Source organism: Bacillus sp. FSL M8-0266 (assembly GCF_038613425.1).
Taxonomy (GTDB): Bacteria; Bacillota; Bacilli; order Bacillales; family Bacillaceae; genus Bacillus; species Bacillus pumilus.
This window is the reverse complement of sequence record NZ_CP152015.1, coordinates 3,045,350-3,060,773: the sequence shown is the minus strand read 5'-3', so window position 1 is coordinate 3,060,773 and position 15,424 is coordinate 3,045,350. Positions and strand designations below refer to the sequence as shown.

Sequence of the window (15,424 nt, the reverse complement as noted above, 5' to 3'; positions counted from 1 at the left end):
GTGATGTGGACAAAAATGAAACCCAGGTTGTGCCTTGGGTTCTACAAATGATCCTCTTTCAAAATACGCAAAAGTGATTCAGAGTGGGTTTGGAGCGGTGCGTATAATTTTAATTGATGCAGCATGCCTTTCACGATGACTTGTCTAGGTTTCTGTTTGTTTAATTCATTTTCTAGAATGCCGAGTGCTTCAAATAAATCAGGCTCGTCTTTCACTTCATAGTGTGCTTCAGCCTGCTCTCTTAATTCTTTTAAAAGAGATTCTGTCAGCGGGTCGAATGACCGTTCATAAATAGGACCAAACCAATCGCTCGCTTGATCTACAGAGATGAGCGGAAGATCATGTCGCTCCATCATACCGCCCATCAAATCATCGATACGGTGAATCATCGTTGCGGCTAGCTCCTCAGCCTCTAGCTGAAAATCATATAAAATCGCAAGCTCGAAATAAACGTGGCTCATTCCCTCAATCGTCAAACAAAGATCAGCCATATAAGGAATCGCTGCATCTCCATATACCTGCTTAATGTTATCAATGTGAAGCTGAATGGTGGCAAGTCTGATTTGTTTTGCGAGCTGCTGCGTTTCTTCATTCATTGGCAGTGCTCGATCGCTCAGCTGCATTTTAATAAAATCCTTTTGCTGCAAGATATTATCGTAGTAGACAGTGAGCTGCTTACGGTAGGCTTCCTTTGGTGTGCCTCCCTCAGTTTGAACCTCATGGATCCGGGTAAATACCTTATCGTAATAGTAATGTAAGATTGAAATGAGCAGTGCTTCCTTTGATTTAAAATAAAGATAAAAAGCACCCTTTGACATGTGGCATTCATCCGCAATTTCCTGAACAGACGTTGTATTGTAGCCTTTACTGGCAAACAATTTCATGCCGGCCTCAATGATCATTTTCTCTTTCTTCTTCAATATGAATGTCATCCTTTCTTACCGAGAGACAAATGTCTTAGGAAACGTGCGCAAAGAGATGTGACTTATCGGTCATAAACGACGAAAGTTTTCAAAAATTAATCAGATTGTAACTTGTTTTTTACAGTGTAATTCTTTATATTATAAAGTAAGGTGACCAACTGGTCAAAAAATGTGAAAGGATGATGTTCCATGAGAGAAATCGATGATATGATGAGACGCTTGCGAACAAAAGGAATTCAAGTAGAAAAAGTCAAAATGCCGAAAGAGACAACCATTGAAAAGAAATGGATGTATCAAGCTGGCAAGAAAATCAAAGCCACATACCGTGATTTCAATGGGTATTCATTCATCTAAAAAAGACTGCGGTCACAAACCTACAGTCTCTTCTTTGGTACCGTGATCGTATAACGTACACCTAGATCATCATTTTCAATTGATATAGACGCTTGATGCATGGAGAGAATTTTTTTGACAATGCTTAATCCAATACCGAATTCGCCCTTTTTTCCCTTACTAAAAGGTTCGTATAGGTTGGATAGCATATGTTCTTCAATTGGAGGACCGTCATTACGAATGACAATGCGTATTTGATCCTCTTCCTGTTTCATTTGAATATCAATTTTCCTTTTTGCGTAGCGAAGTTGATTTTCTAGTACATTCTCAAATAATTTGCTCCATTGTTCTGGATCGCCTTCAAGAGCAGCCTCATCATCTAAGTCCACGTTCCACTGTAATTCATTTTTCGACCAGCGTATTCGGTCGACCACTTCCAGCATCGTATTACTCAGTAGGAAGGAAGCATGTGCAGGGTGTTGATTTGATAAATAATCAAGCTTTGTTAAGTACAGCAAATCCTTGATTTTCTTCTCAAGCTTTTCCGCTTCACCTTCAATGACTTCCACCGTTTGTTCAAGATCTCCCTTAGGAAAAATACCATCTTTAATCGACTGCGTATAGCCGCGGATGACCATGACAGGTGTCTTTAAGTCATGTGATATATTTTGCAAAAGAGTCCGTTCTGTTTCATCCTTTTGAATGAGTTTTTGTCTCATTTCTTCAATGGTATGACCAAGCTTTCCGATTTCATCTTGCCGGTCAACGATGACAGGATCGTCCCAGTCCTCTTGTGCAATCCGCTTCACGTGCTTTTCAAACGCAACGATTGGACGGGATAAGTAGCGGGCAAGCCAAATCGATGGAATCCAGCTTAATAAAATAACGGTGCCCAAGATAAAGATCAGCTGTTTAAACAGCGTAAAGGACAGGTCATCTCGATAAGAGTCTGGCGCATAAGACAAAAGAATATATTGTGTATTGCCTGTTGATACTTTTTTGATGACAAAAAAGATGTGCTGGCCATTCACCTCTTCAGAATAGCGTTTCGTTGCGCTTTTTTGTTTTTTCACAAAGGATTGGATTTTCTCAATAAAGGCGTGCGGGAAAAACTGTGCCATTTGGTTTAATTCATCTGACGGAATCAGAATGTGCTGCACCGAACGGTTTTCCGGTGTCGACTTTGGCGAGCCGTCTCGGTTCAACGGATATTCTGTGAGAACCTGTTGTTCATTTTCGATATTTTTATAAATTTCATTCGTGAAAAAATTTCGTAATGTATTGGAAAATAGAATGATCAGGACAATCGAGATGGTGAGCAAAATACCAGAGATGACGATCCAAATTTGAAAAGCGAGTGGTTTGTTCTTCATCCTTTTAGCATCCTATAGCCAAATCCATAGATGGTCTCGACCTTTAAGTCGGGCATTTTTTTGCGCAATCGTCTGACAAGGTCATCCACCACACGATCTGTCCCGAAGTAATCGTGTCCCCAAATTTTGACGAGAATATCTTCACGAGAAAAAGCATGTCCTTGATGATGTGTAAATAAAAGCAGCAAGTCAAATTCCTTAGAAGTTAAGTTAATCAGCTGATCTCCTTCATACACCTCTCTTACATCCTCATGAATGACATAGGAGGAGACGGGTGTGACACTTTGCTGCTGCGGAGTATCGCTGTTTTTGTACACAAGCTCAAGCAGCTTTTGCACCCGAATGATCAGCTCGCGCGGAAGAAATGGCTTCGCAATATAGTCACTGCTCCCTAGCTCTAAACCGAGGACACGATCAATATCTGCGTCGCGTGCTGAAATGAAAATGACCGGTACGTCAGGTGATGCGGCTTTGATTTCTTTAATCAGTGTGTAGCCATCTGTATCAGGCAGCATGATATCTAAAATCCATAGATGCGGCGGCTTATTCATTGCTTCGCGTGCCGCTTCTCCGGTTAAAAAAGAGGAGACATTCCAATTTTCACTTTCTAAATATTTGGTTAAAAGTTCGTTTAAGTTTTGTTCATCTTCCACTAAATAAATGGTGTACGACAAAGTCTTCCACATCCTCTCACCGTCATTATAACGGGATACAAAGGCGGCATGTCAACAATCACATGCTTTTTTCACAATTTCACATATTCTTCTCATCATTATCCCATAATGTTTGTTTATGATAAGCTCAAGGGAAAAAAGGGCATAGATAAAAGGCAGATCAATAGGTGCTTTTCACGAATGTGCGCACCTTGCTTTTTTTCTATGAATAAGTATTATATAATTTGACATATTGTCATGTAGTATTTTCAATGATGTTGCCATTAAGAGGACATGAGTCCGATCTACACATATGAATCAAGCAAGTCATGAACATGATGTAAAGGAGTGTAAGCGATGGATTTCCGAAGAGAAGATGAAGAGAAGAAGTTGAATCAACAAGAAGATGTACATCAAGAGAATGAGAAACAAATAGACGAACCTGAAAAAGAAAAGGAACTCGTTTTTCAACCTCATGAAAACGAAGCTTCTGCCACTCAGGAGAGTGTGACAAACCATTCTCCTCAAATGGGGGATGACCGTGTGTCGAAAAAGGAGAAAAAACGGAAAGCAGCATGGCTCAGTCCGATCCTTGGAGGAATTATTGGCGGAGGCCTTGTGCTTGGCATTACACCGCTTTTGCCGCAGTCACAGGACACAGCAGCAAACACTCAAACGCAAACAGCGTCAAGTGAACCTGCAGCTTCTGAAAATTTCTCAACAAAACAAATTACCAATGCCACGAATGTCTCTGATATGGTAGAAGATTTAGAGCCAACCATTGTGGGAGTCTCAAACTATCAATCTACCCAAAATTCGTTTGGCCTTAGCGGTGATTCAACAGAAGCTGAAGCTGGAACGGGTTCTGGTGTCATCTTTAAAAAAGATGGCAAAAAAGCGTACATTATTACAAATAACCACGTAGTCGAGGGTGCCAATAAACTGAAAGTCACACTTTATGACGGAAAAACAAAAGAAGCGAAGCTTGTCGGCAGTGACGTGATGACAGATTTAGCTGTTGTAGAAATCAATGCAGACGGCATTGATAAAGTGGCGAGCTTTGGTGATTCTTCTAAGCTCCGTGCTGGGGACAAAGTGATCGCAATTGGGAACCCGCTTGGTGCCCAGTTCTCTGGTACTGTGACAGAAGGGATTATTAGTGGTCTTGATCGTACAGTTGAAGCGAACACATCGTCTGGTACGGTGGAAATGAATGTACTGCAAACAGATGCAGCGATCAATCCAGGAAACAGCGGTGGACCGCTTATCAATACAGATGGTCAAGTCATTGGTATCAACAGCTTAAAAATTAGCGAAAGCGGTGTGGAATCACTTGGCTTTGCAATTCCAAGTAACGATGTCAAACCGATTGTAGATGAGCTGTTGAAAAACGGAAAGGTTGAACGTCCTTACCTTGGCGTACAAATGATTGACCTTGAGCAAGTGCCTGAAACGTATCAAGAAAATACGCTCGGCCTATTTGATAAACAAATCGGCAAAGGGATTTACGTAAAGGATGTATCAAAAGGATCACCTGCACAAAAAGCAGGCTTGAAGTCTGGAGATGTCATCATCAAGTTTAAAGGAAAAAACGTGGCGAATAGCTCTCAGCTGAAAGAAATTTTGTACAAAGAAACAAAAGTCGGCGATAAAACGACAATGACTGTTATTCGTGAAGGGAAAAACAAGAACCTAGACATTACCCTCGGACAGTCTGAAACTGAATAAATGAAAAAACAGGTGGACGTTAAAGGTCTACCTGTTTTTTTATGCCTATTTTTTTGAAGAGAGTGTACGTAATATGATCTTTTCCCACATGCTCCAAGGCAGGAGCTGCTTTGCTGTAAATGAAAACTGCACTCCTTTCCCAATTGGATATCTCAGCTTTTTCAGTTGCTTCTTCTCGGCTAATCGAATCACAAGATCTGCGACTTCACGCGGGTCCCCGTAGTTTGATTTCTGGGCATTGATATGAGCCATCATTTTTTGATAGATGTGTATGTATTTCGAGCCTTCCTCTGGCTGCAACATGTGCTCGTTCATAGACGTGTTCCAAATATTCGTTTGGAAAGAGCCTGGCTCGATCAAGGCTACCTGTATATCGAACGAGGCCAGTTCAATGCGTAAGCTCTCTGTGTAGCCCTCTAAAGCAAACTTGGAGGATACATAAGGAGAAAGTGCGGGCATTCCCATTAATCCGCTGATGCTACTCATATTGAATATTTTTGCACCATTTGTCATCAGCGGAAGGACGGCTTGTGTCACTTCCATGACTCCGAAGACATTGACATCAAATTGCTGGCGGTACGTGTTAACAGGAACCTCTTCAGCAAAACCCGCATAGGCTGTTCCTGCATTGTTGACAAGCAGGGTAATTGGGGCGTAAGCATGTAGCTTTTTCTGAAATGCTTGAATTGACTGCGTGTCTGTCACATCTAATGCTTCAATATGTATCGATGCGGATAACGAGGCTTGCTCGATTTCTTCAGCAAGCTTTTTTGCATTCGCTTCCTGCCTGACACCTGCAATCACTTTATAGCCTTGCTTGGCGAGACCTATCGTGATGAGCTTGCCAAAGCCGCTATTGGCACCAGTTACAATGGCTGTCCTTTTCATCATCTCGTACCTCCTTTTTGTTTCAATTTACCATAGCCCGCTCTTTTATTGAATAACGAAAAGAAGGATGGAGAAGAATAAAAAGCGATGATAAGAAATAGGAGGTAGCACATGATGTGTTGGAAGAAGGCGGGACAAATAGGAGTGCTGCTTTTTATGCTGTCTGGCTGTCAATCGATTGAGCCGCTCCAGCAAACAAAGGAAGCAGAAGCAGAGAGTCTCTCAGCGGTTCAAATGAAGGAACTTCCATTTGAGCATCTCCACCTGCATGTTCAATACGGGCAGAAAAGCGAATTATACGAAGCCACCTATCGTCAGGCGAAAGGAAAAGAAGAAGCACTTATTAGTGATCATATGAACGGTGTCCGCTATGAAGGTGAAGAAGCATTACGCGAGATGAAGATGAAGCTAAATGATATGTCGATTCCTAGTGCGAAGATCAATGAAACGTATGTAAATGAGCTATTAGCTGCTTTTAATTTAGACGATGATTATCAGCGAATTCAGGTCGATATTAAGCTTGAAGATGGGACCAAACGTACATTCCAAAAGAAGAAGTAAAACGGAACTTTCTCATTTTTTAATTGAAAATGATTTTCAAGATCACTTAAATCTGATACACTAAATTGAGATAAGTGATCTTTTGCGTCTATATATAGACGATATTTCATATAAAAAATTTGCATGAGAAAAGGAGCGTTTGAGCGGAATGAGTGCCATTTCTACTGAAGGTTTAAGCTTAGGCTACGGAGAAACAATGATCATAGATGAACTAAATGTATCAATCCCTAAGGGTGAAATCACAGTATTTATTGGCAGCAATGGATGCGGTAAATCCACGCTACTTCGCTCTTTGGCCCGTCTCATGAAGCCAATGGGTGGTTCTGTCCTGCTTGAAGGTCATTCCATTGCCAAATTACCAACAAAGGAAGTAGCGAAACAGCTCGCCATTCTTCCGCAAGGACCAGAAGCGCCAGAAGGATTAACCGTGCATCAGCTAGTGAAGCAAGGCAGATATCCTTATCAAAATTGGCTGAAGCAGTGGTCAAAGCAAGACGAGGAAGCAGTGAATCGTGCACTGAAGTCAACAAAGATGGAAGACCTTGCTGATCGAACGGTCGATTCATTATCAGGTGGACAAAGGCAGCGTGCATGGATTGCGATGACGTTAGCGCAGGAGACGGATATCATTTTGTTAGATGAGCCGACGACGTATTTAGATATGACGCATCAAATTGAAATTCTCGACCTTCTGTTTGACTTAAATGAAAAAGAGCAGCGCACGATTGTCATGGTTCTTCATGACCTGAATCTCGCATGTAGATATGCTCATCACCTTGTAGCGATTAAAGACAAGACGATTTATGCAGAAGGAAGACCAGAAACGGTCATTAATTGTGATCTTGTGAAAAATGTCTTTGATATGAACTGCCAAGTGACAACAGATCCTTTATTCGGAACTCCATTATGTATTCCGCATGGCAGAGGACGCTGTATTGTGCAGCAAGCGCAAGCGGAGACATTTCTCGCTGCAAGATAATCGTATGTCAAAAGCCTGACATCTGTTACGTACAGAGTCAGGCTTTTTTCTGAAAAAAGGAGCGGAAGATCAATGGGAAATGAACTAGACGAAAAGCTGGAAGGCTTGCTTGAGAAATATACTGAGCTGTTGCTTGGCGAATCAACAGACGCACTGAAACAAGATGTGAAACAGTGGGTAATCTATTCTCATATTGCAAAAAGTATGCCGCCTCTAGCAAAGCACTTTAATGAAACGTATCCAGAGGCTAAGGAAGAAATCAAAGAAACAATTCAGCGGATCAAACAAATGAACGAAGCTCATCGAGCGAATCAAGATCGCTAAAAAACTGCCAGCTCCATACTGGCAGTTTTTCTTTATGACATCTGTGATGGTCCGTATGGAGATTGTTCTGTCAGTGTTTGCTGGAATTTCTGGTGCGCCTGCTGGAGCTTTTGCTGTTCAGCGGCTTCAACAGAATACCAGCCATATCGGAACATGACATCATATAAATGTCTTTGTGTTTTCTGAGTTTCTAGTGCAATTCGCTGAATATCCTGATAAAGAGATTCATGACTGAATTCATTGAGCGCTGTGTTGTATCCGCTTGTGATATATTTTTCAGTCGACAAGAGATCTGTGACAAAATCACGATCATTCATGTTTGTTGTCGTGGGAACCGGAGTTTGAGGATTCCCGATTTTTTGTTGGTTTTGTTGTTCCATGTTTTTTCCTCCTATTGCATAAAGCCAGTAGACTGGCCTTGCCCTGAGCTGCCTAAATGCTGAAGAATTTGTGTGTAATGCTGATGGTGCATTTGGCCCACTTGATTTAATTCTTGTTTCAATGTTTGGTCCTGGCAATGCTCGGCCATAAAGTGAGCCTTTTTCATAGCGATCAAGTTCCAATTCAGCATATCCTCTAAGTACAAGGAATCCTTCACTGAAATGACTTGCGGGGGCATATTCATTTGCTGATTGTTCAAGGTGTGTTCCTCCTTACGATTTTGTTTCCTTACTGATTCTTTTTATATTGTTGATTTTGACTAGTCTTTTTGCCGCCTAGGTCTGCTTCCTGTGATGGACCTGCGTTTCCTTTTACACTTGCAGCACTTACGCCTGCTTTCGATGGGTTTTTCTTCAAACGAGACATGTGGACATCACCTCCATTCTTACAATGCCCTCTCATCTTTAATTCATACGCCGCAAAGTAAGGCACATGAGAATGTGTAAATTTTTGAAATCCGCTCTTGAACTGTTTCGGAAAATCTTTTAAGATAAAGAAAGAGGCATTGCTTTTTTTTGGACAAAAAATGAATGACTATTCATTCAAAATGTTTAGGGGGATATATATGGGCAAACATATTCGCAAGGCGGCTGTCATTGGTTCAGGTGTCATGGGCTCAGGCATTGCTGCGCATCTAGCCAATATCGGGATACCAGTAACATTGCTAGATATTGTGCCAAACGAACTGACAAAGGAAGAAACGGCAAAAAAGCGAACGCTTGATCACCCTAGTGTTCGGAATAGATTAAGTCAAGAAGCGATGAAAAAATTGTTAAAGCAAAAGCCAGCACCTCTTACTTCAGCAAAAAACCTATCATACATCACACCGGGAAATCTCACAGATCACCTTTCCTTATTACATGATGCTGACTGGATCATTGAAGTTGTCACTGAAAAGCTCAGCATTAAACAACATGTATTCTCTCTCATCGACGAACACCGCAAAGAAGGCAGTATCGTATCAAGTAACACATCTGGAATTTCGGTTGAAAAAATGGCAGAAGGCCGATCAGAGGATTTTAAACGTCACTTTTTAGGCACACATTTTTTTAACCCAGCTCGTTATCTAAAGCTTTTAGAAATCATTCCTATTCAAGAAACAGATCCAGAAGTACTCCAATTTATGAAAACGTTTGGCGAGGATGTACTTGGTAAAGGCGTCGTTGAAGCGAAAGATACGCCGAACTTTATTGCCAATCGTATTGGTACTTATGGACTCCTTGTGACAGTGCGTGAAATGCTTGAAAACAAATACACCATTGGAGAGGTGGATTCGGTCACAGGACCTCTCATTGGAAGACCGAAAAGCGCGACTTTCCGTACACTTGATGTTGTAGGGCTCGACACGTTTTTCCATGTAGCCCGCAACGTATATGACCAAGTAGAAGGAAAGGAAAAAGATATTTTCCAGCTGCCTGAGTTTATTGAACGAATGCTTGAAAAAGGATGGATTGGCAGCAAGGCAGGGCAAGGATTTTATCAAAAAAATGGAAAGACCATTTTAGAACTTGACCCTGTGACGCTCACATACGGAGAACGAACGAAACTGAAAGATCCAGGCATTGAGATGGCAAAGCAGCAAAAGGGAACGAAAGCGAAATTGAAAGCGCTTATTTATCAAGATGGCCGTGCAGGACAATTGCTCTGGAACATGACGGCACCTGTGCTCCTTTATTCAGCTCAGTTAACAGGCGAAATTGCGGATGATATTCAGTCCATCGATAACGCAATGAAATGGGGATTTGGCTGGCAGCACGGTCCATTTGAGCTATGGGATGCAATCGGTGTGAAAAAAGCAGTCGAACGCATGGAAGCAGAAGGACACAGCATCCCGCAGTGGGTGCAAGACATGCTGTCAGAAGGACACGATACATTCTATCAAGAGAATGCTGATGGAGAGCGTGCGTTTTATCACAATGGGGCTTATGAACAGGAAAAAGGAAACGACAAGAATATTTCCTTAGCGAGATTGAAAAAGAAGCAGGGCGTGATTTTTAAAAATGCTGGTGCGAGCTTGATTGATATCGGTGATGATGTCGCCTTGCTCGAATTTCACTCCAAAAGCAATGCCATTGGACTAGATGTCATTGACATGATCAATCGCGCTGTCGATGAGGTGGAACAGAATTATAGAGGGCTTGTCATCGGAAACCAAGGGAAGAACTTCTGTGTTGGTGCTAACCTTGCTTTGATTTTAATGGAAGCTCAGGACGATAATTTCTTTGAAATTGACTTTGTGATCCGCCGCTTCCAGCAGGCAATGATGAAGGTGAAATATAGCGACCGTCCAGTCGTTGCTGCTCCGTTTGGTATGACACTCGGAGGCGGAACTGAGGTTTGTATGCCGGCAGCAGCTATTCAGGCGTCCAGCGAATCATACATGGGTCTTGTCGAAGCGGGAGTTGGACTGATTCCAGGCGGCGGTGGAAACAAAGAATTATACCTTCGCCATCTTCAAGGATCAGCTAAGCCGCCAGAGACCGCTATACAAGACGCCACGATGAAAACATTTGAAACAATTGCAATGGCGAAAGTGTCCACTTCGGCAGAGGAAGCGAGGGATATGAACATGCTTCGCGCGAGTGACCGAATCAGTATGAACGGAGATCACCTGATCTATGATGCGAAACAACTTGTGCTCTCTCTTGATGAAGCGGGTTATCGTGCGCCGCTCAAGCAAAAGGTGCCCGTCATGGGAGAAACAGGCTATGCAGCAATGATATTGGCGGCCGAAAATATGAGATTGTCTGGATACATTTCAGAGCATGACATGACCATTGTTAAAAAATTAGCTCATGTTATTTCCGGCGGGAAACTGCCATTTGGAACAGAGGTAGAGGAGCAATACTTATTAGAGCTTGAAAGGGAAGCCTTTTTAAGTCTTGTAGGAGAAGTGAAATCACAAGCACGCATGCAGCACATGCTCGTCAAAGGAAAACCTTTACGTAACTAAGGGGGAGTCAAAATGAGAGAAGCAGTCATTGTCGCTGGCGCGAGAACACCAGTAGGGAAGGCGAAAAAAGGATCGTTAAAACATGTTCGGCCTGATGATATGGGCGCATTGTGTGTAAAAGAAACAATAAAGCGTGCCGGTGATTACGACGGACAGATAGATGATTTGATCATCGGATGTGCAACACCAGAAGCAGAGCAGGGGTTAAATGTGGCTCGTAATATTGGAGCATTAGCAGGGCTTCCGTATACAGTACCTGCGATCACCATTAACCGCTACTGCTCATCTGGTCTTCAGTCAATCGCTTATGCGGGTGAACGAATCATGCTCGGTCAGGCAGAAACAATCTTAGCCGGTGGAGTCGAATCGATGTCACAGGTGCCAATGATGGGTCACTCCATTCGTCCGAATGCTCATTTGGCAGAGCAAGCGCCTGAATACTATATGAGCATGGGACACACGGCAGAGCAGGTGGCGCAAAAGTATCAGGTCACACGTCAAGATCAGGACGCCTTTGCGGTAAGAAGTCATCAAAAGGCAGCCAAAGCATTACAGGATGGAAAGTTTTCAGATGAAATTGTATCCGTTGATGTAACAGAGCGGCGGGTAGGGAAGCAATATCAATTAGAAGAACATCAATTCAAGTTTTCACAGGATGAAGGCGTGAGAGCAGGGACAACGGAAGAGATTCTTTCTACTTTGCGTCCGGCTTTCTCGACAAAAGGCACGGTGACCGCAGGAAACTCTTCACAAACAAGTGACGGCGCTGCATGTGTGATGATGATGGATCGTGAGAAAGCATCCTCACTTTCCCTTCAGCCTCTTGCCAAGTTCCGGGCGTTTGCTGTTGGTGGTGTACCGCCTGAGGTGATGGGAATCGGTCCGATTGAAGCCATTCCGCGTGCGCTGAAAATCGCTGGACTTGAGCTGAAGGATATCGGGCTGTTTGAATTAAACGAAGCGTTTGCCTCTCAGGCCATTCAAGTCATTCGTCATTTAGGAATCGATGAAGAGAAAGTGAATGTCAATGGCGGGGCAATCGCGCTAGGACATCCGCTCGGCTGTACAGGAACGAAACTGACACTGTCACTCATTCATGAAATGAAGCGACGAAACGAGCAATTTGGCATTGTCACAATGTGTATCGGCGGGGGCATGGGAGCAGCAGGAATTTTTGAATTGATCTAAAGGGGGAAATCAGAATGAAAGCAATGGAAGAAGTAAAAAAGGGTGGAAGCTTCTTAATTGATGAGACGAATTATGAACATATCTTTACACCAGAGGATTTCTCTGATGAGCATCAAATGATTGGAAAGACAACAGAGGATTATATTTTACAAGACGTTGTTCCATATATAGATCAAATTGAAAACCATGAATTTGAGCATTCCGTCAGGCTTCTCAAAAAGGCTGGAGAGCTTGGGCTGCTAGGAGCTGACGTGCCTGAAGAATTCGGCGGACTCGGATTAGATAAAATTAGTTCAGCCATTATTACCGAGAAATTCTCCAGAGCAGGGAGCTTCTCGCTTTCCTATGGCGCCCATGTCGGCATTGGATCTCTGCCCATCGTGCTGTTTGGAAATCAAGCACAAAAGGAAACATATCTTCCTGGACTCGCTTCTGGAGAAACGATTGCAGCGTACGCCCTCACTGAACCAGGATCAGGCTCTGACGCCCTTGGAGCAAAGACAACTGCGGTCTTAAATGAAGCCGGAACTCATTATGTGCTGAATGGTGAAAAACAATGGATCACAAACTCCGCATTTGCCGACGTCTTTGTCGTATATGCGAAAATTGATGGTGAACACTTCTCTGCTTTTATCGTAGAAAAGGATTTTCCAGGTGTCCAAACGGGACCTGAAGAGAAAAAGATGGGCATTAAAGGGTCATCGACGAGAACATTAATACTTGAAGATGCTCAAGTGCCGAAGGAGAATTTACTAGGTGAGGCTGGCAGAGGTCACGTCATTGCCTTTAACATTTTGAATATCGGACGCTACAAGCTGGCTGTGGGGACAGTTGGTGCGTCAAAACGTGTCATTCAATTATCGGCAGAATATGCAAATCAGCGTAAGCAATTCCAAACGCCTATTTCTCGATTTAGCTTAATTGGTGAAAAAGTAGCCAACATGTCGGCAAAGCTCTATGCGATGGAAAGTGCTGTTTACCGCACAGTCGGATTATTTGAACAGCGCATGGGCCTATTAAGTGAAGAAGAGCAAAAGGACGGCAAAAAAATCGCCCAGTCCATTGCAGAATATGCGATTGAATGCTCTCTTTGTAAAGTGCTTGGCTCTGAAACTTTAGATTATATTGCGGATGAAGGTGTGCAGATTCACGGCGGATATGGATTCATGCAAGAATACGAGGTCGAAAGAGCCTATCGTGACTCACGGATTAACCGTATTTTTGAAGGGACAAACGAAATCAACCGTCTGCTTGTACCAGGCACATTCTTGAAGAAAGCGATGAAGGGAGAGCTTCCGCTGCTTCAAAAAGCGCAAACCTTACAGGAAGAGCTCATGATGATGATGCCGGAAGAGCCGGGTGATCAGCCGCTCGATCAAGAAAAATACTTGCTCGTCCATGCGAAAAAGATCGCCTTAATGGTATCTGGAATGGCGGCGATGAAGTATGGAAAAGCATTAGACAAAGAGCAAGAGATTCTTGTGAACATAGCGGATATCGTCAATGAACTGTTTGCTGTTGAATCGGCGATTCTGCGTACTGAAAAGGCAATCGCTGCATCAGGGCTAGATAAGAATACTCAAAAGCTTGCTTACACACAAATTTTCACGCAGGAAGCCTTCATAAAAATTGAAGCCCATGCAAAAGAATCCTTGATCGCGATGGAAGAAGGAGATTCACTCCGCATGAATCTGTCAGCTCTTCGCAAACTGACAAGATTCACCCCGATCAATGTCATCGCCAAAAAGCGCGAAGTGGCGAAACGAATCTTTGAAGCAGAGAAATATATCGTATAAGACGGCTTAAAAGGTGCGGATATCACTCCGCACCTTTTTGTAAGCATACATTTAGGTTTTTAAAATATTTTGTGATAAAATGTTCTCACTACTTGCAGGAGGTGAAAATAGTGGCTTTAGATTTTTATGAATACCCATCTTGCGGTACATGCCGAAAAGCAAAAAAATGGCTGGAAGAACACAATAAAGACATCAACAGCATACATATCGTCGAAGAGACGCCTGATAAAGAAACATTAAAAGCGCTTTACGAAAAAAGCGGCTTAGAGCTGAAGAAGTTCTTTAATACAAGCGGACAGAAATACCGAGAGCTACAGCTGAAAGATCAACTTCCTGCAATGTCAGAGGACGAGCAGCTCGAATTACTCGCATCTAACGGAATGCTGATCAAGCGTCCGATTACAACAGACGGTAAACGAGTCACAGTTGGATTTAATGAAGATACATTTAAAAGCGTCTGGAAATGATGTAACTTTCATTCAGATTGTGGTATCTTCAATATAGATTGAAAGAAAAGACTGGAGGGGTATTGAATGAGCACACCAAAAGATTTACGTTATTCAGAAGAACATGAATGGGTCAAAGTAGAAGGAGATAAGGTGCGTATCGGTATTACGCATTTTGCTCAATCTGAGCTAGGCGATATCGTGTTCGTTGAGCTTCCTGAAGTAGGAGACAAAATTACAGCGGACGAGCCTTTCGGAAGTGTAGAATCTGTGAAAACAGTTTCTGAGCTTTACGCACCGATCAACGGTACAATCGTCGAAGTGAACGATGAGCTGGATGACAGCCCTGAATTCGTCAACGACTCTCCATACGAAAAAGCATGGATGATCGTGGTAGAGCCAGCTGATACATCTGAAATTGAGAACTTGATGACTGCTGAGCAATATGAAGAAATGACAAAAGAAGACTAATTCACGTGAAATTGGACACTCTACCTTTATGGGGGTGTCCAATTTGTCTTTTCAAAAAGAACATGTGGATATAACAGATCATGTCACTGGACGATTCAAAGAAAACGGCATGGTGTTGTATCATCAAAATGAAGAGATTGGCACGATGATTAGTGAAAACCAATATGAGTTAAAATCAGGTTATTCCTATGATCAAAATCGTTTTTATCGTCTGACGGATACATTGACCCACGGGACAGAAAAATATGTAGACTGTGATGATGAAAATGGCTGGTGCTAATCACAGATGAGGCTGCAGTGAGCATAAGCTGCAGTCTTTTTAGTGCAAGCGCCTAATCTTTACAACCTGAATGAAAAATTGTAATCT

At 42.6% G+C, this 15,424-nt stretch carries 18 protein-coding genes; 11 read left to right on the top strand and 7 right to left on the bottom strand.

The genetic code is table 11. The annotated features are described in order from the left end of the window. Positions 1-41: 41 nt before the first annotated feature. Positions 42-920, bottom strand: a complete 879-nt coding sequence (locus MKY83_RS15895; protein ID WP_065098050.1) for a TetR/AcrR family transcriptional regulator — start codon at positions 918-920, stop codon at positions 42-44. 192 nt (positions 921-1,112) lie between these two features. On the opposite strand from MKY83_RS15895, the gene spxO reads away from it, so the two are divergent. Then, entirely contained in the window at positions 1,113-1,277 is a 165-nt protein-coding gene (gene spxO / locus MKY83_RS15890; protein ID WP_095285802.1) for an anti-adapter protein SpxO, read from the top strand. A 20-nt stretch (positions 1,278-1,297) separates the two neighbouring features. On the opposite strand, the gene MKY83_RS15885 is transcribed toward spxO, so the two are convergent. Beyond that, positions 1,298-2,629 carry a HAMP domain-containing sensor histidine kinase gene (locus tag MKY83_RS15885; RefSeq protein WP_044140896.1) on the bottom strand — a complete coding sequence of 444 codons (1,332 nt, stop codon included), beginning with the start codon at positions 2,627-2,629 and terminating at the stop codon, positions 1,298-1,300. Next, positions 2,626-3,303 (bottom strand): response regulator transcription factor, encoded by a 678-nt coding sequence (locus tag MKY83_RS15880; protein ID WP_003212732.1) that lies wholly within the window; start codon positions 3,301-3,303, stop codon positions 2,626-2,628. Before MKY83_RS15880 ends, MKY83_RS15885 begins: the two co-directional genes overlap by 4 nt. A gap of 336 nt (positions 3,304-3,639) precedes the next feature. On the opposite strand from MKY83_RS15880, the gene MKY83_RS15875 reads away from it, so the two are divergent. Next, entirely contained in the window at positions 3,640-5,010 is a 1,371-nt protein-coding gene (locus tag MKY83_RS15875; RefSeq protein ID WP_044140893.1) for a trypsin-like peptidase domain-containing protein, read from the top strand. Between the two features lie 45 nt (positions 5,011-5,055). Here the strand turns inward: MKY83_RS15875 and MKY83_RS15870 are convergent, their stop codons facing one another. After that, positions 5,056-5,901 (bottom strand): oxidoreductase, encoded by an 846-nt coding sequence (locus tag MKY83_RS15870; protein WP_342487473.1) that lies wholly within the window; start codon positions 5,899-5,901, stop codon positions 5,056-5,058. A 111-nt stretch (positions 5,902-6,012) separates the two neighbouring features. Here MKY83_RS15870 and MKY83_RS15865 point away from each other — a divergent pair, with 111 nt between their 5' ends. From MKY83_RS15865 to MKY83_RS15855, 3 genes are all read left to right on the top strand, one after another. After that, positions 6,013-6,459, top strand: coding sequence for a YusW family protein (locus MKY83_RS15865; protein WP_342488694.1), 447 nt, complete (start codon positions 6,013-6,015; stop codon positions 6,457-6,459). A gap of 148 nt (positions 6,460-6,607) precedes the next feature. Further along, a complete protein-coding gene (locus tag MKY83_RS15860) occupies positions 6,608-7,438 on the top strand; it encodes an ABC transporter ATP-binding protein (RefSeq protein WP_003213584.1) in 831 nt (276 codons plus the stop codon). A gap of 72 nt (positions 7,439-7,510) precedes the next feature. Beyond that, entirely contained in the window at positions 7,511-7,762 is a 252-nt protein-coding gene (locus MKY83_RS15855; RefSeq protein ID WP_044140890.1) for a YusU family protein, read from the top strand. Positions 7,763-7,794: 32 nt separating this feature from the next. On the opposite strand, the gene MKY83_RS15850 is transcribed toward MKY83_RS15855, so the two are convergent. Genes MKY83_RS15850 through MKY83_RS15840 form a run of 3 tightly spaced genes read right to left on the bottom strand, consistent with a single transcriptional unit; the run spans position 7,795 to position 8,569 of the window. Beyond that, positions 7,795-8,142 (bottom strand): spore coat protein, encoded by a 348-nt coding sequence (locus MKY83_RS15850; RefSeq protein WP_106067276.1) that lies wholly within the window; start codon positions 8,140-8,142, stop codon positions 7,795-7,797. Between the two features lie 11 nt (positions 8,143-8,153). Next, positions 8,154-8,387 carry a hypothetical protein gene (locus tag MKY83_RS15845; RefSeq protein WP_223250686.1) on the bottom strand — a complete coding sequence of 78 codons (234 nt, stop codon included), beginning with the start codon at positions 8,385-8,387 and terminating at the stop codon, positions 8,154-8,156. Between the two features lie 44 nt (positions 8,388-8,431). Continuing rightward, on the bottom strand, positions 8,432-8,569 hold the full coding sequence (locus tag MKY83_RS15840; RefSeq protein ID WP_003212904.1) for a YuzL family protein: 138 nt from the start codon (positions 8,567-8,569) through the stop codon (positions 8,432-8,434). Between the two features lie 199 nt (positions 8,570-8,768). On the opposite strand from MKY83_RS15840, the gene MKY83_RS15835 reads away from it, so the two are divergent. The 6 genes from MKY83_RS15835 to MKY83_RS15810 all read left to right on the top strand — a co-directional run bounded on the left by MKY83_RS15835 (position 8,769) and on the right by MKY83_RS15810 (position 15,337). Continuing rightward, complete coding sequence (locus tag MKY83_RS15835) at positions 8,769-11,156, top strand: 3-hydroxyacyl-CoA dehydrogenase/enoyl-CoA hydratase family protein (protein ID WP_106067275.1); 2,388 nt, start codon at positions 8,769-8,771, stop codon at positions 11,154-11,156. A gap of 12 nt (positions 11,157-11,168) precedes the next feature. Then, a complete protein-coding gene (locus MKY83_RS15830; protein WP_106067274.1) occupies positions 11,169-12,344 on the top strand; it encodes an acetyl-CoA C-acetyltransferase in 1,176 nt (391 codons plus the stop codon). A gap of 14 nt (positions 12,345-12,358) precedes the next feature. Further along, positions 12,359-14,140, top strand: coding sequence for an acyl-CoA dehydrogenase family protein (locus MKY83_RS15825; protein WP_319610276.1), 1,782 nt, complete (start codon positions 12,359-12,361; stop codon positions 14,138-14,140). A gap of 110 nt (positions 14,141-14,250) precedes the next feature. Further along, the gene (locus MKY83_RS15820) at positions 14,251-14,607 is read left to right on the top strand and encodes an arsenate reductase family protein (protein WP_034317446.1); all 357 of its coding nucleotides are present in this window, start codon (positions 14,251-14,253) and stop codon (positions 14,605-14,607) included. A 66-nt stretch (positions 14,608-14,673) separates the two neighbouring features. Next, on the top strand, positions 14,674-15,057 hold the full coding sequence (gene gcvH / locus MKY83_RS15815; protein ID WP_003213614.1) for a glycine cleavage system protein GcvH: 384 nt from the start codon (positions 14,674-14,676) through the stop codon (positions 15,055-15,057). 43 nt (positions 15,058-15,100) lie between these two features. Further along, a complete protein-coding gene (locus tag MKY83_RS15810; RefSeq protein WP_106066273.1) occupies positions 15,101-15,337 on the top strand; it encodes a YusG family protein in 237 nt (78 codons plus the stop codon). Positions 15,338-15,424 lie beyond the last annotated feature (87 nt).

Excerpts from the sequence above, each read along its gene's own strand:
- gcvH (WP_003213614.1), top strand. The coding sequence starts at position 14,674 with ATGAGCACACCAAAAGATTTACGTTATTCAGAAGAACATGAATGGGTC.
- MKY83_RS15860 (WP_003213584.1), top strand. The coding sequence starts at position 6,608 with ATGAGTGCCATTTCTACTGAAGGTTTAAGCTTAGGCTACGGAGAAACA.
- spxO (WP_095285802.1), top strand. The coding sequence starts at position 1,113 with ATGAGAGAAATCGATGATATGATGAGACGCTTGCGAACAAAAGGAATT.
- MKY83_RS15875 (WP_044140893.1), top strand. The coding sequence starts at position 3,640 with ATGGATTTCCGAAGAGAAGATGAAGAGAAGAAGTTGAATCAACAAGAA.
- MKY83_RS15870 (WP_342487473.1), bottom strand. The coding sequence starts at position 5,901 with ATGATGAAAAGGACAGCCATTGTAACTGGTGCCAATAGCGGCTTTGGC.
- MKY83_RS15835 (WP_106067275.1), top strand. The coding sequence starts at position 8,769 with ATGGGCAAACATATTCGCAAGGCGGCTGTCATTGGTTCAGGTGTCATG.
- MKY83_RS15830 (WP_106067274.1), top strand. The coding sequence starts at position 11,169 with ATGAGAGAAGCAGTCATTGTCGCTGGCGCGAGAACACCAGTAGGGAAG.
- MKY83_RS15885 (WP_044140896.1), bottom strand. The coding sequence starts at position 2,629 with ATGAAGAACAAACCACTCGCTTTTCAAATTTGGATCGTCATCTCTGGT.
- MKY83_RS15845 (WP_223250686.1), bottom strand. The coding sequence starts at position 8,387 with ATGAATATGCCCCCGCAAGTCATTTCAGTGAAGGATTCCTTGTACTTA.
- MKY83_RS15850 (WP_106067276.1), bottom strand. The coding sequence starts at position 8,142 with ATGGAACAACAAAACCAACAAAAAATCGGGAATCCTCAAACTCCGGTT.
- MKY83_RS15855 (WP_044140890.1), top strand. The coding sequence starts at position 7,511 with ATGGGAAATGAACTAGACGAAAAGCTGGAAGGCTTGCTTGAGAAATAT.
- MKY83_RS15865 (WP_342488694.1), top strand. The coding sequence starts at position 6,013 with ATGTGTTGGAAGAAGGCGGGACAAATAGGAGTGCTGCTTTTTATGCTG.
- MKY83_RS15825 (WP_319610276.1), top strand. The coding sequence starts at position 12,359 with ATGAAAGCAATGGAAGAAGTAAAAAAGGGTGGAAGCTTCTTAATTGAT.
- MKY83_RS15840 (WP_003212904.1), bottom strand. The coding sequence starts at position 8,569 with ATGTCTCGTTTGAAGAAAAACCCATCGAAAGCAGGCGTAAGTGCTGCA.